General features: G+C 33.9%; 24 protein-coding genes. 2 read left to right on the top strand and 22 right to left on the bottom strand.

Features of this window, described 5'->3' with window-relative positions; translation table 11 throughout:
• Positions 1 to 42 precede the first annotated feature (42 nt).
• From dut to BWZ20_RS09405, 19 genes are all read right to left on the bottom strand, one after another.
• The gene (gene dut, locus BWZ20_RS09495) at positions 43 to 477 is read right to left on the bottom strand and encodes a dUTP diphosphatase (protein WP_076619393.1); all 435 of its coding nucleotides are present in this window, start codon (positions 475 to 477) and stop codon (positions 43 to 45) included.
• A gap of 2 nt (positions 478 to 479) precedes the next feature.
• Complete coding sequence (locus tag BWZ20_RS09490; protein WP_076619391.1) at positions 480 to 1,940, bottom strand: oligosaccharide flippase family protein; 1,461 nt, start codon at positions 1,938 to 1,940, stop codon at positions 480 to 482.
• A gap of 108 nt (positions 1,941 to 2,048) precedes the next feature.
• Entirely contained in the window at positions 2,049 to 2,582 is a 534-nt protein-coding gene (locus BWZ20_RS09485; protein WP_076619389.1) for a hypothetical protein, read from the bottom strand.
• 157 nt (positions 2,583 to 2,739) lie between these two features.
• Positions 2,740 to 3,600: an ATP synthase F1 subunit gamma gene (atpG, locus tag BWZ20_RS09480; RefSeq protein WP_076619387.1), complete on the bottom strand. Its 861-nt coding sequence runs from the start codon at positions 3,598 to 3,600 to the stop codon at positions 2,740 to 2,742.
• Positions 3,601 to 3,673: 73 nt separating this feature from the next.
• Positions 3,674 to 5,254 (bottom strand): F0F1 ATP synthase subunit alpha, encoded by a 1,581-nt coding sequence (gene atpA / locus BWZ20_RS09475; protein WP_076619385.1) that lies wholly within the window; start codon positions 5,252 to 5,254, stop codon positions 3,674 to 3,676.
• 52 nt (positions 5,255 to 5,306) lie between these two features.
• A complete protein-coding gene (gene atpH / locus BWZ20_RS09470) occupies positions 5,307 to 5,843 on the bottom strand; it encodes an ATP synthase F1 subunit delta (RefSeq protein WP_076619383.1) in 537 nt (178 codons plus the stop codon).
• 6 nt (positions 5,844 to 5,849) lie between these two features.
• On the bottom strand, positions 5,850 to 6,350 hold the full coding sequence (locus BWZ20_RS09465) for a F0F1 ATP synthase subunit B (RefSeq protein ID WP_076619380.1): 501 nt from the start codon (positions 6,348 to 6,350) through the stop codon (positions 5,850 to 5,852).
• A 96-nt stretch (positions 6,351 to 6,446) separates the two neighbouring features.
• Positions 6,447 to 6,641 (bottom strand): ATP synthase F0 subunit C, encoded by a 195-nt coding sequence (atpE, locus tag BWZ20_RS09460; protein WP_014032715.1) that lies wholly within the window; start codon positions 6,639 to 6,641, stop codon positions 6,447 to 6,449.
• 33 nt (positions 6,642 to 6,674) lie between these two features.
• A complete protein-coding gene (gene atpB / locus BWZ20_RS09455) occupies positions 6,675 to 7,793 on the bottom strand; it encodes a F0F1 ATP synthase subunit A (protein WP_076619378.1) in 1,119 nt (372 codons plus the stop codon).
• 88 nt (positions 7,794 to 7,881) lie between these two features.
• Positions 7,882 to 8,271: a DUF6168 family protein gene (locus BWZ20_RS09450; protein ID WP_076619377.1), complete on the bottom strand. Its 390-nt coding sequence runs from the start codon at positions 8,269 to 8,271 to the stop codon at positions 7,882 to 7,884.
• On the bottom strand, positions 8,271 to 8,519 hold the full coding sequence (locus BWZ20_RS09445) for an AtpZ/AtpI family protein (protein WP_076619375.1): 249 nt from the start codon (positions 8,517 to 8,519) through the stop codon (positions 8,271 to 8,273). Before BWZ20_RS09445 ends, BWZ20_RS09450 begins: the two co-directional genes overlap by 1 nt.
• Positions 8,464 to 8,904 carry a polymer-forming cytoskeletal protein gene (locus BWZ20_RS09440; protein ID WP_076619373.1) on the bottom strand — a complete coding sequence of 147 codons (441 nt, stop codon included), beginning with the start codon at positions 8,902 to 8,904 and terminating at the stop codon, positions 8,464 to 8,466. The genes BWZ20_RS09445 and BWZ20_RS09440 overlap by 56 nt, the downstream gene beginning before the upstream one ends.
• Before the next feature lie 18 nt (positions 8,905 to 8,922).
• Positions 8,923 to 11,538 (bottom strand): tetratricopeptide repeat protein, encoded by a 2,616-nt coding sequence (locus tag BWZ20_RS09435; protein ID WP_076619371.1) that lies wholly within the window; start codon positions 11,536 to 11,538, stop codon positions 8,923 to 8,925.
• A 192-nt stretch (positions 11,539 to 11,730) separates the two neighbouring features.
• The gene (locus tag BWZ20_RS09430) at positions 11,731 to 12,450 is read right to left on the bottom strand and encodes an ABC transporter ATP-binding protein (RefSeq protein ID WP_076619369.1); all 720 of its coding nucleotides are present in this window, start codon (positions 12,448 to 12,450) and stop codon (positions 11,731 to 11,733) included.
• Positions 12,451 to 12,465: 15 nt separating this feature from the next.
• Positions 12,466 to 13,944 carry a DUF5687 family protein gene (locus BWZ20_RS09425; RefSeq protein ID WP_076619367.1) on the bottom strand — a complete coding sequence of 493 codons (1,479 nt, stop codon included), beginning with the start codon at positions 13,942 to 13,944 and terminating at the stop codon, positions 12,466 to 12,468.
• Positions 13,945 to 13,993: 49 nt separating this feature from the next.
• Positions 13,994 to 14,683 (bottom strand): hypothetical protein, encoded by a 690-nt coding sequence (locus tag BWZ20_RS09420; RefSeq protein ID WP_076619365.1) that lies wholly within the window; start codon positions 14,681 to 14,683, stop codon positions 13,994 to 13,996.
• A complete protein-coding gene (locus BWZ20_RS09415; protein ID WP_076619364.1) occupies positions 14,673 to 15,320 on the bottom strand; it encodes a hypothetical protein in 648 nt (215 codons plus the stop codon). The genes BWZ20_RS09420 and BWZ20_RS09415 overlap by 11 nt, the downstream gene beginning before the upstream one ends.
• Before the next feature lie 3 nt (positions 15,321 to 15,323).
• Positions 15,324 to 15,968 (bottom strand): hypothetical protein, encoded by a 645-nt coding sequence (locus BWZ20_RS09410; RefSeq protein WP_076619362.1) that lies wholly within the window; start codon positions 15,966 to 15,968, stop codon positions 15,324 to 15,326.
• A gap of 2 nt (positions 15,969 to 15,970) precedes the next feature.
• Positions 15,971 to 16,303, bottom strand: a complete 333-nt coding sequence (locus BWZ20_RS09405; protein WP_076619360.1) for a PadR family transcriptional regulator — start codon at positions 16,301 to 16,303, stop codon at positions 15,971 to 15,973.
• 114 nt (positions 16,304 to 16,417) lie between these two features.
• Here BWZ20_RS09405 and BWZ20_RS09400 point away from each other — a divergent pair, with 114 nt between their 5' ends.
• Positions 16,418 to 17,476, top strand: coding sequence for a ferredoxin--NADP reductase (locus BWZ20_RS09400; protein WP_076619358.1), 1,059 nt, complete (start codon positions 16,418 to 16,420; stop codon positions 17,474 to 17,476).
• Positions 17,477 to 17,521: 45 nt separating this feature from the next.
• Here BWZ20_RS09400 and BWZ20_RS09395 read toward each other — a convergent pair whose 3' ends face one another.
• The gene (locus BWZ20_RS09395; RefSeq protein ID WP_232217095.1) at positions 17,522 to 18,544 is read right to left on the bottom strand and encodes a glycosyltransferase family 9 protein; all 1,023 of its coding nucleotides are present in this window, start codon (positions 18,542 to 18,544) and stop codon (positions 17,522 to 17,524) included.
• A gap of 43 nt (positions 18,545 to 18,587) precedes the next feature.
• Positions 18,588 to 19,196 carry a DUF4254 domain-containing protein gene (locus BWZ20_RS09390; protein ID WP_076619356.1) on the bottom strand — a complete coding sequence of 203 codons (609 nt, stop codon included), beginning with the start codon at positions 19,194 to 19,196 and terminating at the stop codon, positions 18,588 to 18,590.
• A gap of 74 nt (positions 19,197 to 19,270) precedes the next feature.
• Between BWZ20_RS09390 and upp the strand changes: the two genes are divergently transcribed.
• Positions 19,271 to 19,930: a uracil phosphoribosyltransferase gene (gene upp, locus BWZ20_RS09385; protein ID WP_076619355.1), complete on the top strand. Its 660-nt coding sequence runs from the start codon at positions 19,271 to 19,273 to the stop codon at positions 19,928 to 19,930.
• Here upp and BWZ20_RS09380 read toward each other — a convergent pair.
• Entirely contained in the window at positions 19,919 to 20,836 is a 918-nt protein-coding gene (locus tag BWZ20_RS09380; protein WP_076619353.1) for a DUF6427 family protein, read from the bottom strand. The two genes, upp and BWZ20_RS09380, sit on opposite strands and share 12 nt — an antisense overlap.
• Between the last annotated feature and the right edge of the window lie 70 nt (positions 20,837 to 20,906).

Genomic DNA, 20,906 nt, shown 5'->3' with positions numbered 1-20,906 from the left:
CTCAAGGGAACAATTCTAAAATCGTGAATCGAAATTCTCCAATCATTTTGTTCCTGTGCTTCCAAAACCACCTTTTCCTCTATCTGTTTCAGAAAGTTCTTCAACTTCTATCCACTCTGCACGTTCGTGCTTTGCGATTACCAATTGTGCTATGCGTTCACCATTTTGAATTATAAATTCTTCGTTAGAAAGATTTACTAAAATAACTCCTATTTCACCTCTGTAATCTGCGTCTACTGTTCCTGGTGCATTGAGTACTGTGATTCCTTTTTTTGCCGCCAGTCCACTTCTTGGCCTTACTTGGGCTTCGTAACCAATTGGCAATTCTATAAACAAGCCTGTGCCTACTATGGTGCGTTCAAGTGGTTTAAGAATTCTATCTTCGGTAAGGTTGGCTCTTAAGTCCATACCTGCGGAGGCTATAGTTTCGTAATGCGGTAAATCGTGAATGGATTTATTTATGATTTTAATGGTCATTCTTATCGTTTTAATACTCTTTTTAGTTGTTTCTTTTCCAACAACATAACGAATCCCAAAAATACAATTAACATTGTAATACCTACAAGATATTGCCCTCTATATTGATAAAATGATAACATTGATAATGCTATTGAAATAAAAAGGTACAGTCCTATTTTTTTGAGGTTGTATGGTATTGGGTAGTATTTTCTTCCGAAGTAAAAAGATAACAACATCATTGAAGAATAAGCCACTAAAGTTGCTATTGCTGAGGCTTTATAACTGTACGTTTTTATAAAGAGAACATTAATTATTAAAGTAACCAATGCACCTACAACAGAAATATACGCCCCAAATTTGGTCCTGTCCGTAATTTTATACCAAACGGAAAGATTGTGGTAAATGCCCAAACAAAAATTGGCCAGAAGAATGACGGGTACTATCCACATCGCTTCCCAATAAGCTTCACTTCTAATTATAAGAGGTTTTATGACGTCTGCGAATACAACTACTGCTAATAATATAATAGAACCAAATGCCACAAAAAATTCTAAAATATTAGCATAATGTTTTTGTGGGTTTTGAGTCTTGGCGTGGCTAAAAAAGTAAGGTTCTATGCCTAAGCGGTAAGCTGTGGCAAAAAGCGTCATAAACAGTGCTAGTTTATAACAAGCAGAGTACATTCCTATTTGGCCATCTGCAATATCGGCTGGTAAAAGCTCTTTGAGTAAAATTCTATCAAATGTTTCATTTATGGAAAAAGCAATTCCTCCTACCAAAATTGGCATAGCGTAGCGCATCATCTTTTTCCATAATACTTTATCGAAACTATATTTGATTTTTGCATAAAACGAAAGCATAGCTATCAGCGTGACAGCACTAGCAACCAAGTTAGCTATGAAAATATAGCTGATTTCAAAATTAGGCCTGTAAATTATATTGAATATGCCATTGCTTTGTGCTAAATCTTTTAATACCAGAAGAAAAAACAAATTCAAACTAATATTAATGACCACGTTCATAATCTTGATGATGGCATATTTCATTGGTTTTGCATTTGCTCTTAGCCAAGCAAACGGAATTATGACTAGTGCATCTAATAGTAATATCCAAATAACGGTACTGACATATTTTGCATCAATATCAATTAATTGAGAAATCTGATTTTGAAGCAATAGTGCAACAAGGAAGAACAAAAATGATGAAAGCATTAAGGATATGGTCGATGTGCTTACTACGTTTTCTTTGTCGTCTTCCATGTTAAAAAAGCGAAAAAACGCTGTTTCCATTCCATAGGCTAGTATTACATTGAATAACACGAAATAAGAAAAAATGACTGATACCTTTCCATATTCCGCAGGATTTGCGAGAACAGCTTCACTTGTGTAAAGAGGCACCAAAAGAAAACTTAACATTCTAGGTAATACGGTTGCAATACCATAAATGAATGTTTGCTTGAAAAGTGATTTAAAACCGCTCAAATTGGATTATTATAATTGATTTCAAAAATATTAAATATAAATGGCTCTAAGGTTACCCAAATAAAAAAGCCTCACTAAAAGTAAGGCTTTACAATTGTTTATTGAATTTTAATTGTCTTTTAGATCGTCATCTAGAGTTGCCATGCTGTTTGAATTGCCTCTTGAGTAAATAGATGGCGGTCCATTTTCATAGTATGTACCTGCAACCTCGCTTAGAGAAACTATTTTATGATATTTGGTTTGTCCGTTCTCTGAATAGCTAATAACGCACTCATTGTCCTTAAGATCAAATGGGTAACCAGCAGGTTTTTCTGCCTTATGAAACGTATAGTTTTGTGAAGGATTTTTAAGTACAGCCGTGTATTTATTTCCAGTTTTAATTAGCTTTCCTTTTAGATTTCTAAAATAAACATCTTTTAAAACTACATTGTCATTAACATTAGAAACCGGAACAAAAATATTGATTCCTGTACCTCCCACTTTGATTCCTGCATACCACTCTTGAAATACTACAGACTTCACTGTAAAAGGTGTTTGCTGTTCAAAATTGGTTGTAGCTACCTTAGGGCTAGCACACTGAAAAAAAGAAGACAATGTAAAAGTGAAAACGATGGCATATATTGCCTTTTTTAGATTCTTCATTTTAAGTAGGTTAAGATTTGGAAAAGCAATATATCTAAAACCTATGTATAATATCGATTATTTTAAACAATAATCGACTAAATGCAATTTACTGTAAGATTTATACTAAAAAAACCACCTCTTTGAGCTGGTTAGTATTATTTTTAAAATATACGTCCTAGTTGTTTAATGCTTCTGCACCACCAACAATTTCAAGGATTTCATTGGTAATTGCGGCCTGTCTTGCTTTATTATAGGTCAATTTTAATTGATCTCTTAGCTCTTTTGCGTTATCTGTTGCCTTGTGCATTGCTGTCATACGCGCGCCATGTTCCGAGGCAAAAGAATCTCTAATTGCTTTGTATAACTGCGTTTTGAGAGACTTAGGAATTAATGTTTCAACTATTTCTTGTTTACCAGGTTCAAAAACATAATCTAGATTTGTGTTGGCGGCACTCTCTACAGGAACAATTGGTAAATACTGTTCGGTCATTACAATTTGTGTTGCTGCATTTTTAAAGCTATTGTAAACCAATTCAACCTTATCAAAATCGCCCTCAGTGAATTTTTTCATTACCATTTCAGCGATTTCGGCGACATTATCAAAAGTTAAATCATCAAAAATTTCGCTTTTGTTAGCAACGATATTCGTTTTCTTTTTAAAAGCATCATTTACTTTCTTTCCTATAGTAAGTATTGATACATCTTTGCCAGCATAAGTTTCTGACAACAGTGTATTGGCTTGTTTTATGATATTAGAATTAAAAGCTCCTGCCAAACCTCTATTAGAAGAAATAGCGATTATAAGTACTTTATTAACTTCACGCTGTTCGGCAAATTTACTTCCGCTGTCAGCATCTAAAGTAGCGCTCAGGCTTTGAAGTAATTCTGTTAGCTTGTTAGAATAAGGACGCATTGCGGTAATGGCATCTTGCGCTTTCTTCAATTTAGCAGCAGATACCATTTTCATAGCACTGGTAATCTGCATCGTTGAAGATACCGAAGATATTCTATTGCGTATTTCTTTTAAGTTTGCCATAATTAGTAATTAGTATTGAGTATTCAGTAGTGAGTGCTATAACATCTCACTACTCAATACTAAAATCTATTTATTATGCTTTGAATTTTGCAGAAAGGTCTTTTGCTACTTTTGTTAAAGTATCAATAACCTCATCTGTTAATTTACCAGCTTTTAATGTATCTAAAGTATCTCTATGCTTAGCATTTAAGTACTCTATGTAATCTCTTTCAAATTCTTTTACCTTCTCTACAGGAACATCTCTTAATAAATTCTTAGAACCTGCATAAATGATAGCTACCTGATCTTCTACAGTAAATGGATCGTTTTGCGCTTGCTTTAAGATCTCTACGTTACGCTTACCTTTTTCAATTACGTTTAAAGTAGCTGCATCTAAATCTGAACCAAACTTAGCAAATGCTTCTAATTCACGGAACTGTGCTTGGTCTAATTTTAATGTACCTGCTACTTTTTTCATAGATTTAATCTGAGCAGAACCACCAACACGAGATACAGAAATACCTACGTTAATTGCAGGACGTACACCAGAGTTAAATAAATCTGACTCTAAGAATATCTGACCATCTGTAATCGAAATTACGTTTGTTGGGATATATGCAGATACGTCACCAGCTTGCGTTTCAATAATTGGCAATGCTGTTAAAGAACCACCACCTTTTACGATTGGTTTTAATGACTCTGGTAAGTCATTCATATTCTTAGCGATTTCATCATCTGCAATCACTTTTGCAGCACGTTCTAATAATCTAGAGTGTAAGTAGAAAACGTCACCTGGATACGCCTCACGTCCTGGTGGACGACGTAATAATAAAGATACCTCACGATACGCGACGGCTTGTTTAGATAAATCATCATAAACAATTAATGCTGGACGACCAGTATCTCTAAAGTACTCACCAATAGCAGCACCTGCGAAAGGAGCATATACCTGCATTGGAGCAGGATCTGATGCGTTAGCCGCTACAATAACTGTATACGCTAGCGCACCTTTATCTTCTAATGTTTTTGCAATGTTTGCTACTGTCGACGCTTTTTGACCTACAGCAACATATACACAGAATACAGGCTCACCTGCATCATAAAATTCTTTTTGATTTAAGATGGTATCGATACAAACCGTAGTCTTACCTGTCTGACGGTCACCAATAACCAACTCACGCTGGCCTCTACCAACAGGAATCATAGCATCTACAGACTTTATACCCGTTTGTAATGGCTCATCTACTGGCTGACGGAAAATTACACCAGGTGCTTTACGCTCTAATGGCATTTCGTATAAATCACCACCGATTGGTCCTTTACCGTCTATTGGGTTACCAAGTGTATCAACAACTCTACCAACCATTTCTTCACCTACTTTAATAGATGCGATACGATTAGTACGTTTTACTGTTGCTCCTTCTTTAATTTCTTTTGAAGGCCCTAACAATACGATACCAACGTTATCTTCTTCAAGGTTAAGTACGATACCTTCTAAGCCACCTTCGAATTCTACTAATTCTCCGTATTGTGCATTAGAAAGTCCATAAGCACGTACAATACCATCACCAACAGTTAATACTGTTCCTACTTCGTTTAATGAAGCACCTGCTTCAAAACCTGAAAGTTGTTGTTTTAAGATTGCTGATATTTCAGCTGGTTTTACTTCTGCCATTTTATTATGTTTTGCCGTAGCGTCGCTTCGAGAACCTCAGCGACCAGCTATTTTAATTTAATGTAAATTCTCTTTTTAAATTATTTAGTTTGTTAGCAATACTTGCGTCATATTGCAAATCGCCAACTCTTAGGATAAAACCTCCTAAAATAGATTCATCAACCGTGTTTTCTATTTCTGTAGTTTTACCTGTAAGCGCTTTTACTTTAGCTAACACTTTTTCTTCTAATTCTTTAGTTAGTGGTGTTGCTGAAGTTACTTTAGCTATTTGTGTGTCCCTTAACTGATCGTATAATTGTGTGTATTTATTAGCAACATCTCCTAATAGTGCCACTCGCTTATTTGCAATTAAAGTATCTATTAAGTTTGTTGTAGCAGCATTAACATTTTTAAACACTGAAGTTAACACTGCTTTTTTGTCTGCAGATCTAACAATAGGATTTACCAAAACTGCATTTAACTCACTGCTTTCTGCAATAGCATTTGCAATTTGCTTCATATCAGTATTAACAGCTTCAGCCACCTTATTGTCGGTAGCTAAACTTAGTACTGCTTTTGCATAACGTATTGCTGCTCTAGACTCTGCCATCGATTATTAGTTTAAAGTGGTTTCACCTAACATATCTTCAACAAGCTTTAATTGTTTGTCTTTGTTAGATAACTCTTCGCGTACAACTTTTTCTGCGATCTCGATAGATAAACCAGCTACGTGACTTTTTAACTCTGCCATAGCAGTTTTCTTTTCGGTCTCAATAGCAACCTGAGCTTGCTCTATCATTTTGCCAGCTTTTTCTTGCGCTTCGTTAGTAGCATCAGAAATGATTTTATCTTTCATCTCTCTGGCTTCTTTTAAAAGTGCTTCTCTTTCAATACGCGCTTCTTTTAATAAACGCTCGTTATCTGCGTTTAGGTTTTCCATTTCTTTTTTAGCATTCTCAGCTGCATCTAATGCACTTTTAATGCCTTCCTCTCTATCATTTAAAGAGTTAAGAATTGGCTTCCACGCAAACTTCACCATTAAAAAGATTAATAGTAAAAACAGTATGGTTTGTACTATAAATAATCCTGGTGAGAAATCGTTTAATAATTGCTCCATTATATATTTACTTTGATTTTTTTAATTTTTTGTAAAACACGCTCCTGCAACCAACCGTTGCAGGAATTCGTGTTTATTAGTTTGCATTTTCGATTCTTATTTTCCTAAGAATAAAGCACCGAATGCTAAACCTTCTAATAATGCAGCGATAATAATCATCGCAGTCTGGATCTTACCAGTTGCTTCAGGTTGACGCGCAATACCTTCCATTGCACTTCCACCAATTTTACCTAATCCGATACCAGCACCGATTACAATTAAACCTGCACCTACTAAATTTGGAACTGTCATAGCCAAATAATTTAAATTAATTAAACAAATCTATTAGTGATGATCGTGCTCTTCAACAGCCATACCTATAAATAATGCTGAAAGCATTGTAAAGATATAAGCCTGTAAGAACGCAACCAAAACTTCTATTAACGTGATAAAGAATGACAACACAAGTGATAAACCTGTTGCACCTACTGTACCTAATTCATTCTTTAATGTGAACATAATCGCAATTAAACTCATTACTACAATGTGACCTGCTGAAATGTTTGCAAACAAACGCACAAGTAGTGAAAATGGTTTAATTAAGAAATGGCCAGCTAATTCTATTACTGCCAATACTGGTTTTACAAAAATTGGCACTCCTGGCATCCATAATACGTGTTGCCAGTAATCTTTTTTAGCACTAAATGTGTATATGATTAAGGTTAATACCGCTAAAGCTGCAGTAACGGCTAACTGACCTGTTACATTAAAACCAAATGGCATTAAACCTACTAAATTCATTATCCAAATAAAGAAGAATACCGTTAATAAGTAACCTGTAAATCTTCTGTAGTGTTTGTCTCCAATGTTTGGTCTTGCGATTTCGTCACGTACATAAACCACAAGTGGCTCTAATACTCTACCAAATCCAGTTGGAATGCTTCTGTTTTTATATTGCTTGGCTAACCTAGAGAACCAAAACAACATTAAAAGACCTATGATTAAAATACCAAACACACTTTTTGTGATGGAGAAATCTAAAACTTTGTGAGCGTTTGTTGGGTGATGGTGGTCGTCAAAATTTACGGTAGTTGCACCTTCTTCTAATTCGTAAATCTTACTGTGAATCTTAACAAACCTAGAGTCGTTCTTATCTACTATGACCTCCCCTGAATCATCATGGTGAAATGCAGAAGACATAAATGTTGTTAACCCGTTTTCACCCCAAACAATTACAGGAAGCGGAAAACCAACGTGTTTTCTTTCACCATCGCTAGTGTATGAAAACAAATGAAAGTCGTGAGAATCTTTTAAGTGATGAAGGATGTAATCTTTAACCTCTTGCTCAGTATCTACAATTCCTCCGTCTTGCGATTTTACAGGATCACTAGCATAACCAAAAAAAGCTGTTAACGCTAATACAATCAGTAAGTAAGATTTGATAGGTTTATTTGCTATCTTCATTTTTTTCTTTTGAAAAATATTACTCTAGATAAATTCGGCGCAAAAGTACATAATTTATTAACAATTAAACCAATTTTATTGAGATAAATTAGAAAGAAGTTTTGTTTAGGATTTTTGCCACAAAAAACACCTCGATAAATAAAAAGATTGCCATTGGGATAATTAGTGCAATGCGTTGAGGATTAGTAAGGTTTATGGTAAAAACAGATTCGTAAAAAACAGCAGTAAAAACTGTAATTTTAAAAATTATAGTGCCAAGGTAGATAAAGCCTAATTGCTCTTTAATTTTGTTAATAACGCTTCCTACTTTAAATAAAAAACAGATCAATAAGGAAAAAAGTACAAAGAACAGATATACTTTTTTTAATGAAAAAGGAAGGAAAATATTTTTCTCTTCAATAAAATTATTGTGAAGCAAATACGCTGACACACCAGTAATAATAAAAACAAGAACGTAAGTGACTATACTTTTAACCATTACTCTTTAGAAACTTTTATAACCTGAGCAATAACCATATACATTGATGCAAAAACTGCTAACAAAGTTATACTTGGTTCAAATTTATCTGAGTTGTATTGAGAGTCTAACCACATACCTAAGAAATTGCCTGCATAAATGGTAAGTCCCATTTGTAAAGCAACACCTGTAAATCGTAAAAATTTATTGTATTTACCCTTGCTGTCTTTGGGTTGTTTGTTCTGGTTGTTTTGGTTTTGCTGGTTCATTAGGTAATGTTTTTACAGTGCCTTTCATGCTACAAGTAGCATTGAAGGTTGCGCCAGGTTCAACTGCTAATTTACTTGTATGTACCTCACCTTCAATATGTGCAGTAGACTTTAAAGATAATGTGCCAGATAAGATTAATTTACCTGAGAATTTACCTTCAAAATCTGCGTTTTCACCTTGTAATGTACCTTTAATAAAACCCGATTTGCCAATCACTACTTTTCCAGAAGTCTTTACGTTACCCTCAACGGTACCATCGATTCTAAATGGCCCTTCACTAGCAATATCACCAACTATCTTGGTGCCTTGCGCTATAATGTTTTGTTGTGTACTTGTTTCCATACTTAATGCGTATTTAGATTTTTTATTGTCTGAGGAAAACATTGTTGATTTGGTATTAATTTATTCTAATTTTAGGTATGCGTTTAAGTTTTTATGACGTTGAATAATAGCATAATTAGGTGACGAAATAGCAAAGTACTCTTTTGTAATTTTAGGTTTTACTGGTCTGCCTCTATTATCTTTTTCGTCTGATTGTAATAACTGCGCAAAACCGCTCGCTCCTTGTATACTTGTAAGACCATGTACTACAACAAATGTTTTGCTTTCATTATATATATCAATTGATGTTGTTAGGTCAAAATATTTAATCTTTTTTTCAATCTCTTCATTGAGTGTTTTTACAAAAGCATTGATATTTTCGCCTGAGCCATTTTCAAATTGATATACGACATTAAAATGCGTGGCTTTATCATCTTCTATAAATTCTTTTTTAGCCAATACTGGAATGGCATTATTAAGCAGTTCTTGTGCTTTTTTACCTTCTTCTGTATTTGGATACGTTAATGCTATGTAATCTATTCCCTTTTTATACTCTTCAAATCCATATAGACGTCCTTTGGCAGAGGCTTTTAGAATTTCGAATTTTGGTAGGAAGTCATCTCCTTCTAAACGCTTAATTTGTTTTTCGGCTTCTGTAATGACCTCAGCATATTCTTGGTTTTCAAACTGCTTATATAAATTTGTATAAATTACTTCAGGACTGTTTTCGTCTTTAGCTAATTCAGATTGTGGGTTAAGTAAAATTTCAGCATAGCGCGAATCTGGATAATTAGCGACTATATCTGACTTCATGGCTTCTGCTTTTCTAGACAAGCCTAGCTCCGTGTATATTTTATATAAATTGTATTTAGAAGGTAAGATAAGACGTTCTTCTGGTGAGTTTTTTAGTAAGTCTTCAAATCGTGATTTGGACAGAGAAAGCTCTTTGAATTTCTCTCTGTATATGATACCTAATTGATAATATGCAAAGTTTCTCTCTTTTGCTATGCTATCAATGGCTTTTTGCTCTGTTGGTAAAGATGCTATATATGCTTCAGGATTATACTGATCTTCCTTACCAGTTACTGAAGCTATAGTTTCTGTTTTTTCTGAATTTTTGATTCCCGATTTTTGGTTGGATAATCGCCAATTGTCTTGAAGCTTTCGGTCTCCCCAAATCTTTAAAAACTCGTTCTTTCCGTAAGCAACAGTTGTAGAATTGTAAAAGTAAAAACTACTTGCTCCGTCTCCACCTTTAGAAGTAAATTCTCCTGGTAATCCTCTAGGGCTTAAGTTAGGCCTTGCATTTTTGCTTTTTGCGACATTTAAAGCCATGTTTTGTCTAGACTCTTGTTGTCTTGATTCCTCTTCTTTACGCTGCTCTTCTTTAAGTGCTTTTTGCTTTAATTCTTCAGCATACTTAGTGTAAATGGCTAATTGTTCTTCTTTTGGCAAACTCACCATACGAAGAATACTATCGTTAACCTGGGCGACACCTTCGTAGTAAATAACATCATCTAAATTTTCGCGCTTACGTTTTAAAATTCTGTAAGGCTTGGTGTTTGGTGTCATTGCTGTTAGTGTACTATCGTAGTAAGCTCCTGCTGTTTTATACACGTTCTTATCAAAATACATATTACCAATGGTCTCAAAATTGAGCGCTCTTAGAAATTTGTCTGATGTAATTTTACGCAACGATTTGTTGTAGTAAGCTTCTGCTAAGCTGTCTGAAGCTTTATTTCTATGAAACTCAGCAATTCGGTGATAAATCTTGTCTAAAAATGGTCTGTTTTCTCGGTTTTCTTCTAACTCTGTTAAATACTCCAAGAATTCTACTTCATCACCTTCGGTTGTATCGAAATTATAAGATTTTTCAAGATGTGCGTTAATATAAAATGCTCTAGGAACTTGCCTATGCATATCAATAATAGCATCAAATTCCATATTGGCACTGTCTTTTTCTTTGAATTCATTATACAATTGCCCTCTTATAAAATGAAACCGTGCTTTTTCACTTTTAACTTTAGTATTTTCTGCAGCAATACCCAGCAACGGTATAGCACTATCCTTTGCTTTTATATTAATATACGCTTGTGCTAAGGTCGCGGTTGCATCTGCTAAATCTTGACCTTCAATCTCTTCTTCGTCGAGAAGGCGCTTAAGTTTTTTTATGGCACCTTCATTATTGTCTAAACGCATGTTAGATTTTTCGCGCCAAATTTTTACCTGATTAATCTTGTCGCTTGTGGGATATTTGTTTAAAATATTGTTGAATGCTGCAAGCGCAGGTACAAAACGCTGATCGTAATATCGTGCTTTACCTAGTAATAAGTAGGCTTCATCAATTTGAGGGTTTTTCTCTTTGCCATCAATATTCATTCCGTGTTTTTGAATGGCTTTTATGGCCTTTTCTTCGGCACGTTCAAAATCTGCATTTTTAGATTGTCCTGGCAAGAAAACATCTTCGCTTACTTGCATGCGCTCTACTGGCAGTAATTCCCAAAAATTTTCTGTAAAGGCATCATTGACAGCTAGTTTTCCTCTTTCTAAAGCTATGTTTCCGTTATACAGAATGTTGTATTCGGTACCTAAGGCATGAAAATTTCTGTTGATGAAAGTATCTTTTTTTCGAGAACAATTTTGAACAATAATCGCTACCAAAAAAAGATATAATATGTGCTTTATTTTGAATTTCAACGTTGATTCTATTTAATTAATAGATAACTAAACTTTATCGATTTTAGTGTGCTAAGTGGTAAAAATAAGCATCTTTTTGAATTTATGATGGTATTACATTGTTTTTCGAGGAAAGACAGTACCTAGTTAAAACAAAAAAGCTTGTGCGATTTTAATCTTCACAAGCTTTTTAAAATTGATTGATTGGGTAATTTATTCTTCTTCGAGAGTGGCCATACTGCCAGAAAAATGAGCTTCTAATTCCTTTAAGGTGGTAGGGTTAGTTTCTAAATCTTTTACAACATTCCCTTTTTCCAGCACAACAATGCGTTCGCAAACATCTGTAACGTGCATTAAATCGTGACTAGATACCAAAATGGTAACACCTTGTTTTTGTGCCAAATCTTTCAGAATTTGCTTTAAGCGTATTTGCGTTGTTGGATCTAAATTCGCAAAAGGCTCGTCTAAGATAATAACCTCAGGATTACCAATAAGTGCTGCAACAATACCTGCTTTCTTTTGGTTTCCTTTACTCAAATCGCGCAAGTATTTTTTCTTCCCAAGGATTTCTCCGTTGAAGAAATCTTCAAACTGCGAGGTTAGCGCATCTATATCAGCTTTGTTTTGTCCTCTTAGATCTCCTATAAAGTAAAAATATTCCTCTGGTGTAAGGTAACCAATTAAAAAGCTTTCGTCTATAAATGCAGATGTAAAAGGTTTCCAATCTTCGCTTTGGTCTACTACAACTTTGTTACTGGTAATACGTCCTGTTGTTGGTTTTATTAAATCTAATAACAAACTAAAGTAGGTTGTTTTACCAGCTCCATTATTGCCCACCAAACCAAAACTTTGGCCCTTTGGTATGGTTAACTCGTCTATATGTAAAACGGTAGTTCCGTTATATGCTTTTGAAAGGTCTTTTGTCTGTATCATGGTTGTGTTGTGTAATTAGTTATCTTGACTAAAAGCGTCAATCATTTTGTATTTTGAATCTAAGTAGCGTTGCGTAATAGATTTCATGAGTTTTTTATGAAGCACTATACCTGCAACTCCTATTAAAATAAGCACTGCTACTCCGGCTTCGAAACCAATAAAATAGTTGGCTACCGAAAAAATTATCAATGGAATTAGCATAATAGGCAATCCTATAATCCATTGTACTGCTCCTGTACCTTGATAGTTAAATGCTGCTCGCTGATTTAGGTCTATTTTCTTTCTATTAAAAGAACCTCCGTATAACATAATGTGGGAGTTGACACCAATATTGTAGATGGCTGCTGCAAAATGCATGACTAAAATCTTCCAACCAAAATAGATGTACGGAATTCCTAAAACAAACATAATAACAACGCTAAGCATCATAAGTACAAATTTTGAACGCAGATACTGCTCGTATTTAATATTCTGGCTCATTAACATTTTGTAATAACCACTATCCCAAGCCGGAATAAACTGCCCAAAATTGATAAGGAAAATACCTGTTGAAAACACGCCTACAAAAGATGCAGCATATAAAGAATCTTTGTATACTGGTTGGGTATAAAAAAACAAACCGTACAAAAGGCCAATAATCATTATAAATGCTGAAGACTTAGTGCGTTTGTTACGCCATATTAACTTCAAATCTAACTGCATAAAAGGAGCAATATCACCAAAGCGATTTGTCCAAGATAAATCCGCCGCTTTAACTTCTGTAACCTTGGATTTTAATCCACTATCTAAAAATAGTTTTTCTCTTAATATTTTAAAATTGAAAGTATATGTTATCACCAACAATACTATTGGAATCAGGATTAAAACCGGATTGTCAGAAATGCTCATAAAAGCATCACCAACCAAAGACGTCATTGATACGATATCAAAATACTCTAAACCATACAGAACACCAACAATTGCTATTAATGGTAAAAATGGCAAATCGGTTTTGGAGGATAAGGCTTCAATAATAAAGTTTAAGAAATTAATAATGAGTACTACAATTATTAAAGCAAACATCCATGGCAATATCTGAGTGGTTTCGTAACCTTCTTTAATAAGCATTATACTAAATGGAATTATAGCAAATAATGGTAAAAAGTTAAAAAAGGACAAAGCAGATTTACCCAATACAAAATGTACAATGGTTGATCGTTTTATGGGTAACGTAAGTAATGGCTTAACGCTCATTACTGGTAGCTTTTGTAAAAAGAAACGCATCATTAAATCTACCATAAGCCAATAAAATAAAAAGCTGTTGGCTATTACAAATGGGTCTTGATCTGGATAAGCTTTCTTTAAAATAAAAAGTAAGCCAAAGCCTAAACCTAAAAACATGACAATAAAGTAAAGTGCAAAAAAGACAAGAAGAATATTTAATGCTAAACTCTTTTGCCAATATGAAGAACGGAAATACTGCTTCCACTCTAAATTAAGAAAGTGCTTTATCATAAGCTATTGGTTAGTTGTTTATGTGTTAGTATCTAAAAGTACCGATTTGTTACAATGAGAACTCTGGGTAAGTTTCATTGAGTAACGCTTCGGCTTTATTTGGTATAAGTTGAAAGCTTATATAATTGATTAAGGTAAGTAACGTAAAGATTATTGAGAAAAACAATATAGCTGTAAACTTTCCAGAAAATCTGTCCGAAATAAGAAACACATTATAAACCTGAGACATAAAAACTAGTGTAGTACCTCCTGCTTGTTTGTAAATCATTTCTTCTAGCATCCATTTTTTATCTGACTTTTCTTTGCGTCTTCTAAACTGTCTGTTTAACTGAACACTTTTGAAAATAGACCATATTGCTATTATTATATAATACCCAACCGAAAGGAATTCTGTGTATGAAGATGAAAATGATAAATAGTACACACAAAACAAACCTAATGTTGTTATAATTTGTGGCACCCTAAACCAAAGCTTAAGCTCATTCCAAAAGTAACACATATAACGTTTGTTCATGGCTTTTTGTCGTTCTTCAATAGCTTCCATAAACCCAAAAATGCCAAACTTTTTAAAGGCTTTGTCTCTAGCTTCTTCAAAAGTAAGATTGGTGTCTGTTTTCCACATGGTTTCAATATCATTTGCCAGGTCATCTACCAGCTCGGTTTGCAAATCGTAGTGCTCTACAAAGTGTTTTCTCGTAAACGCATATAGGTCTTGTATTTGAGACTGGTTAAGTTTCATTATAAAGATATTTTAGTTTCAACATCTTCTTATAAGCATATTTATAAACCTTATAACCAGCAACCTTCATTAAAAGGTAAACCGTCATAAGGAATGGTAACCAAATATTTAAGTAAGTCTTAGGTAATAATTGAAGTGGTAGGTTTATCATTATCAATCCGAAAGAAAAATAGAACAATCCGTACTGCATATTTACCGACTTGCCTAACTTTTTTATCCATGTCTTAACAGACTCATACAAAAGCACTAAAATTGGTACAAGTAAAACCGTAAAAGCAACTAATTTTAAGTACTCAGAAAAAATAACAGCTATTCTATTAAACAAAAGGTAAAATGCAACAAAACCAATAAGCGTTGCTGGATTTTTGAGTAGTTTTAAAATTTCATCAAAATGCATTTTTCTGTAAATCTTGTTTGTAGATTTCCAACTTTGCATATGCACCACCTCTAGATTTTTGTCCCAACCAACATTTACAAGACTGTGATTAAAAGCGGTTTCAAAATCTGCAGCACCTTCATAATTTTCAATATCAGAAACCAGATGATCCACCATTTCTAAGCGTACATCCCAATATTTTATACCGCCTTTTTTAAGGTAGTTGTCTATAAAATCTATGTTTTCTTTTGTTAGCTTCATTTTTTAAACCAAAACTTTAAATCTGTTTTTATAATCCTCTGCCTTATTCTTAGCTACCAATACCATGGCTACCAAAAGTGCCAGAGCTAAACTAGAGAATACATAGACTACATAATTGTTTTCTACCTTTTTAAAATTTGAAATACTCCAACAAAAATGAAACAAGTGGAACGCCATAACATAAATAAAACCCATGCGTTCTAAGGCAGAAAAACGCTCTAGCTTAAACCATTTTAATTGCACAAAATAAGTTACACCAAAAAACACAAAGCCAATAAGTGGCAATACACCAACCCAACTTTTTAATACACTAATGTTAGTTACCATGTTAAGGATTGTAAAAAGCAACATACAAATAAGAAACGTGAGCAGACTTGGCCATTCCATTAAGGCTTTAAATATGCTTAGGCTTAATTGTTTATCCGTTGCTTTAATAAACGATTTATTGTTTGAAAGCAAGCTGTGCTTGTTGGCGACCATGTAATCTTTAAAAATAAAATAGAACGCTCTTTGGTCTCCACCCTCCATCATAGCTTCTATTTCTGAAGCGATATGGTCTGTCATTTCCATTCTAATGTCTACGTGTATAACATCAGAATTTTCGAGGTATTGGTCTATAAATTGTATATCTTCTTTTGTTAATTTCATTCTTAAGCCAATTTAGGATTTACCAAAGCTTGCATTGTTTTTATGTATTCCGCTAATTCTTCGAGCTTGTTTGCGGTTTCTTTGGTACCATTTTCGGTTAGCTTGTAGTACTTTCTTAATCGATTATCTACTTTGGCTACCTCAACATCTAGCAAACCTTGCGCTTCCAATTTGTGTAGAGCAGGATAGAGTGCTCCTTCAGTAATTTTAAGCTCACCCTTGGTTAGCTCCTTTACTTTTTGGGTAATCTCGTAGCCATACATCTTATCATTTTCGTTTAGCAACTTTAAAATGATGGTATTTAAACTCCCTTTATATAATTTTGAATTACTCATAGTAGCACAAATATACATAATTTTCTTATGTATAAGTTTCTTAGGTATTATAATAATCTTAAAAAAATCGTCAAAACAACCATCCTTCCTTATTTTTGCATAAATTTTTTTGCAATGTCACAATTTTACAATCTTACTATAAAGTCCATAGAAAACGTTACTGAAAAATCGGTAGCTATAACTTTTGAAGTTCCTACGGACTTAAAAGACACTTTTTCTTTTAAAGCAGGTCAATACATTACTCTAAAAACGGATATTAATGGTGAAGCTGTTAGAAGGGACTATTCTATCTGCGCATCAAAAAACAGTGGAGATCTAACTGTTGCCGTAAAAGCGGTTGATGGTGGTACATTTTCGGTATACGCCAATACCGCGCTAAAAGCAGGAGATACTATTGAGGTTGCTGAGCCCAACGGTCGCTTTGTTTTTGAACCCAACGAAGCTAAAACAAGAACCGTTGCTGCCTTTGCTGCAGGTAGTGGTATTACACCGATTTTAGGCATTGCCAAAACACTTTTAGAAGAAGAGCCGTTTAGTAATTTCATTTTAGTTTATGGTAACAAATCTTCAAAAGACACGATGTTTTTTAAAGATTTAGTAGAAATGCAAGCCAATTACGGTAATCGTTTTCATGTCCATTTTATTTATAGCCAATCGCGCGAAGAAGGTGCACTTTTAGGTCGTATAGAAAAAAGCACGGTTAATCTTATCGTTAAAAACAAGTACCAAGGTGTTAATATAGAAGCATTTTATTTGTGCGGACCAGAAGCCATGATTCACACCGTAAAAGATACTTTAATTGAAAACGGCATTAAAGAAAAAGCCATTTTCTTTGAATTGTTTACAGCTCCTGTTGTCGCAGAAAATGAAAATTCGGTTGAAGATTTATCTGGCAATACCAAAATAAAAGTATTGGTGGACGATGAAGACTTTGAATTTGAAATGTCTAAAGAGCAAACCATTCTTGAAGCTGCACTAAAACAAGATATTGACGCTCCGTACTCTTGCCAAGGTGGTATTTGTAGCAGTTGTATAGCCCGTATTACAGAAGGCGATGCTAAGATGCGACAAAACAACATTCTTACAGATAATGAAGTGGCTGAAGGTTTAATCCTTACGTGCCAAGCACATCCTACATCTGCAACTATTGTTGTGGATTATGACGATGTGTAAACTAGATGCTTAGATTTTTAGATCAGTAGACTATTAGACTCTTGCTTAGGCAGATATTACAGACTTTATTTTTGAAATAATAGTTGTTACAGCAATGCTTCCTGCTACGTTTTTATAGCCTTCAGGATAGTTGTTACCGTAAATAGATGTTGGTATTTTTGGGTATTGACTGCGATCTGCTGTAAGCTGAAAATCTTTAGGTTGATTAAAAGGCACAAAACCAGCAAAAGGATGGGTAACTCCCCAAATCGTAATCACTTTTACACCAAACATAGCGGCTAAATGGCCATTACCAGAATCCATGGCAAGCATTAATTCTAAATTTGAAATTAACTCCAACTCTTCATCAAACGACATTTTTCCTGCAACAGAAACTACATTATTATACTTAGCCTCAATGTCATTAAGTATTTCTATTTCTTTAACACCACCTCCAAATAAGATAACCTTGTACTCTTTAGATAATTCTGAAATAACGGCCTCCATGTTTTCAAGCGGATACGTTTTACTTTCGTAAGCTGCAAATGGTGCAATACCTATTAAAGTTTCATTGCTGCTAATACCTAAATCTAAAACTGTTTTGGATAAAGGTTTTGCTTTTGGAAATTTTGGCTGTGATAAATCAACTGGAAAGCCTAATGCTTTAAACACATCTGCATAACGTTGATGTGTAGTTTTTAGTTGTCTTACTGCTTCACCAGAAACTAAAGCCTTCTTATCTGCTCTGCCTTTATCAATCTGAATCACTATTTTTCCGAAGAAAAACAGCTTCAAAATTTTACTTCGTAAAACGTTATGAAGATCAGCAACAACATCAAAACCTAACGTTCTAAGTTCTTTTGACAGCTTATAAAGTCCTAAAACACCTTTGTATTTGCCTTTAAGGTCTGCGGTAAAAACCTCAACGTTTGGTAGGTTTTCAAATAAAGGTTTAAAAAACGCTCTGGTAACAACGGTTACTTTTACTTGCGGATGTTGTGAGGTTAATGTACGCAACACAGGTACCATCATAGCAACGTCTCCCATTGCCGAAAATCTTATGACGAGTATGTGTTTAGCTGCTGACATTAATTTCAGAAAAGAGATCCTAAAACACGTTCAGGATGACGGCTTATTTTTGCCCTCTTAAAACAGGATTAAGCTCATCGTCGTTATACATTTTCATTTGTTTATAAACTTTCATGTATTTATCTCCGTTGGCGATATCGTTTAGTAAATCGTCAATTGCAGTGCTAAGATCTTTACGTTGTTCTAGTAAAACATCTAATTTCTTTTGGCAGGCTGCTTTATGAGCTTCGGTAGCGTCTTCTCTCACAGTCTCTAAGTGCATATGATAGATTTTCAATGCCAAAATAGAAAGTCTGTCTATAGCCCAAGCAGGACTTTCAGAATTAATCTTAGCATCTGGCTTTACCTCGACATCTTTATATTTATCTAGAAAATAACTATCAATGTATTCAACAGTATCTGTTCTGTCTTGGTTAGAAGCATCAATCATACGTTTTAATTTTAATGCCGCAACAGGATCAATATTTGGGTCTCTAATAATATCTTCGTAAGCCCATTGTACAGTATCTATCCAACATTTTCTGTATAGTAAATGTGCAATAAGATCTTCATTTTTATCATACTTGTTTGTAAATGGTTGATCTACGGTATTTAAAACTTTATAGGTTTTAATTACATCTTGAAAAATACTGTTTGCTTTATCTGAAAACATATGGAATAATTTGATTTGAATATGCAAATATACTTTGAATTATTAACTTAGCCATTTAAGCAAAAGACATCATTATGCAAATTCATAACCTTTCTGAAACGCCTTCAATTTTAAATACTTTTATGTCTGAAATTAGAGCGGTTAATGTTCAAAAAGACAGTATGCGTTTTAGAAGAAATATAGAGCGTATAGGTGAAATTTTAGGTTATGAATTAAGCAAATCACTTCATTTTGAAGCACACAAGACAGCAACCCCTTTAGGCAACCACAATACAAGTTTATATAAAAATAATATTGTATTATGCTCAATCTTAAGAGCAGGAGTTCCTCTGCATAGTGGTTTATTAAATTACTTTGATGCAGCAGAAAACGCATTTATTTCTGCATACAGACACCACAAACACAATCCTGAAAGTTTTGAAATTATTGTTGAATATTTAGCTTGCCCAAGCCTTGAAGACAAAACCTTAATCCTTGCAGATCCTATGTTAGCTACGGGACAATCCATGGTAGCTACTTACGAAGCGCTTAAACCCTTTGGCACACCTAAGGATGTTCATTTGGTAAGTGTTATTGGTGCGCAAGAAGGTGTTGAATTTGTTTCTAGACATTTTAACGCAAAGGCCCATCTATGGATTGCAGATATCGATGATACACTAAACGAGAAAGGTTACATTGTACCTGGTTTGGGTGATGCTGGAGACTTAGCTTTTGGTAATAAATTACAGCAATAAACTAATGACAGGTGTTATTATTAGTAACGAAATGAAAACTTCTTTGAACCATTTTTCTGAAACAACTTCGATATAATTTGCCATAATTACAGAAAATGGTGCAAATAAAAAGATAAATTCACTCCCGTCCTTAAGAGGCGCAATTATAGCGATTAGAATAGCAATAATAGAAGACCAAGCAATAAGAAAAAGAGAGGGCTTCAATTTTTTGTTTTTGTCTTGTATACTTCTAAAGAAGTAGATCAGTATCCATACAAAAGACGTAAATAGAACTGTAAACTTTAAAATAAAAGCTTTGTTATTATATACAGCGTAATCAACACTTGCAAAACGGCTAAAATTAGTTGGTCTTATATACATATCATATACAATAATATTATAGGCAACTAATAATAAGATTACTGTAGCGACACCAACAAAAGGAATAATTACATTTTTTAAGTTGTTTTTAGAGTGGTAAATTAAAGCTACTATGACAACGGCGAAAAATAAAATGGCCCAGAAATAAAATAGTGCTGCAATCATAATCCAAAACCCAGCATCAAAAAGCTTTTTCTTAATATGCAGATTGGTTTGTAAACTAATTAGGCGTCTTAAGGCTAATAATATAAATAGATTAGCAAGCAATAGATCTGAATTTTTTAACGCCTCTGGGAACATACCAAACAACAAACCAAAAGTCATTATGGCATAACTATTTTTCTTGGTAAGATTATTTTTTGAAATAATAAAATCTAAAAGAAAAATAAAAAAAACAGTAATAACCAGTCTACTTAAAGCCTTTAAAATTAAATTTATATCTGTAAAAAGTACGGTAAAATTAGAAGTGATAAAGAGTACAACCACAAAACCTGCAACCATTATAAAGTTTATGGGCTTAGATTTACTAAAAATGCTTGTAATCATTTACTGTTTTTGTATTTTTGTTATCCAATTAGATGTTTTAGCTATTTAGCAAAGCTAAATTGGATGTGAG

This window comes from Winogradskyella sp. J14-2, assembly GCF_001971725.1.
Lineage (GTDB): Bacteria > Bacteroidota > Bacteroidia > Flavobacteriales > Flavobacteriaceae > Winogradskyella.
This window is presented reverse-complemented; position numbering and strand designations above follow the sequence as displayed.

Coding starts and splice junctions, on each gene's coding strand:
- dut (WP_076619393.1), bottom strand. CDS start 477: ATGACCATTAAAATCATAAATAAATCCATTCACGATTTACCGCATTAC.
- BWZ20_RS09485 (WP_076619389.1), bottom strand. CDS start 2,582: ATGAAGAATCTAAAAAAGGCAATATATGCCATCGTTTTCACTTTTACA.
- atpG (WP_076619387.1), bottom strand. CDS start 3,600: ATGGCAAACTTAAAAGAAATACGCAATAGAATATCTTCGGTATCTTCA.
- atpA (WP_076619385.1), bottom strand. CDS start 5,254: ATGGCAGAAGTAAAACCAGCTGAAATATCAGCAATCTTAAAACAACAA.
- atpH (WP_076619383.1), bottom strand. CDS start 5,843: ATGGCAGAGTCTAGAGCAGCAATACGTTATGCAAAAGCAGTACTAAGT.
- BWZ20_RS09465 (WP_076619380.1), bottom strand. CDS start 6,350: ATGGAGCAATTATTAAACGATTTCTCACCAGGATTATTTATAGTACAA.
- atpE (WP_014032715.1), bottom strand. CDS start 6,641: ATGACAGTTCCAAATTTAGTAGGTGCAGGTTTAATTGTAATCGGTGCT.
- atpB (WP_076619378.1), bottom strand. CDS start 7,793: ATGAAGATAGCAAATAAACCTATCAAATCTTACTTACTGATTGTATTA.
- BWZ20_RS09450 (WP_076619377.1), bottom strand. CDS start 8,271: ATGGTTAAAAGTATAGTCACTTACGTTCTTGTTTTTATTATTACTGGT.
- BWZ20_RS09445 (WP_076619375.1), bottom strand. CDS start 8,519: ATGAACCAGCAAAACCAAAACAACCAGAACAAACAACCCAAAGACAGC.
- BWZ20_RS09440 (WP_076619373.1), bottom strand. CDS start 8,904: ATGTTTTCCTCAGACAATAAAAAATCTAAATACGCATTAAGTATGGAA.
- BWZ20_RS09430 (WP_076619369.1), bottom strand. CDS start 12,450: ATGATACAGACAAAAGACCTTTCAAAAGCATATAACGGAACTACCGTT.
- BWZ20_RS09425 (WP_076619367.1), bottom strand. CDS start 13,944: ATGATAAAGCACTTTCTTAATTTAGAGTGGAAGCAGTATTTCCGTTCT.
- BWZ20_RS09420 (WP_076619365.1), bottom strand. CDS start 14,683: ATGAAACTTAACCAGTCTCAAATACAAGACCTATATGCGTTTACGAGA.
- BWZ20_RS09415 (WP_076619364.1), bottom strand. CDS start 15,320: ATGAAGCTAACAAAAGAAAACATAGATTTTATAGACAACTACCTTAAA.
- BWZ20_RS09410 (WP_076619362.1), bottom strand. CDS start 15,968: ATGAAATTAACAAAAGAAGATATACAATTTATAGACCAATACCTCGAA.
- BWZ20_RS09405 (WP_076619360.1), bottom strand. CDS start 16,303: ATGAGTAATTCAAAATTATATAAAGGGAGTTTAAATACCATCATTTTA.
- BWZ20_RS09400 (WP_076619358.1), top strand. CDS start 16,418: ATGTCACAATTTTACAATCTTACTATAAAGTCCATAGAAAACGTTACT.
- BWZ20_RS09395 (WP_232217095.1), bottom strand. CDS start 18,544: ATGTCAGCAGCTAAACACATACTCGTCATAAGATTTTCGGCAATGGGA.
- BWZ20_RS09390 (WP_076619356.1), bottom strand. CDS start 19,196: ATGTTTTCAGATAAAGCAAACAGTATTTTTCAAGATGTAATTAAAACC.
- upp (WP_076619355.1), top strand. CDS start 19,271: ATGCAAATTCATAACCTTTCTGAAACGCCTTCAATTTTAAATACTTTT.
- BWZ20_RS09380 (WP_076619353.1), bottom strand. CDS start 20,836: ATGATTACAAGCATTTTTAGTAAATCTAAGCCCATAAACTTTATAATG.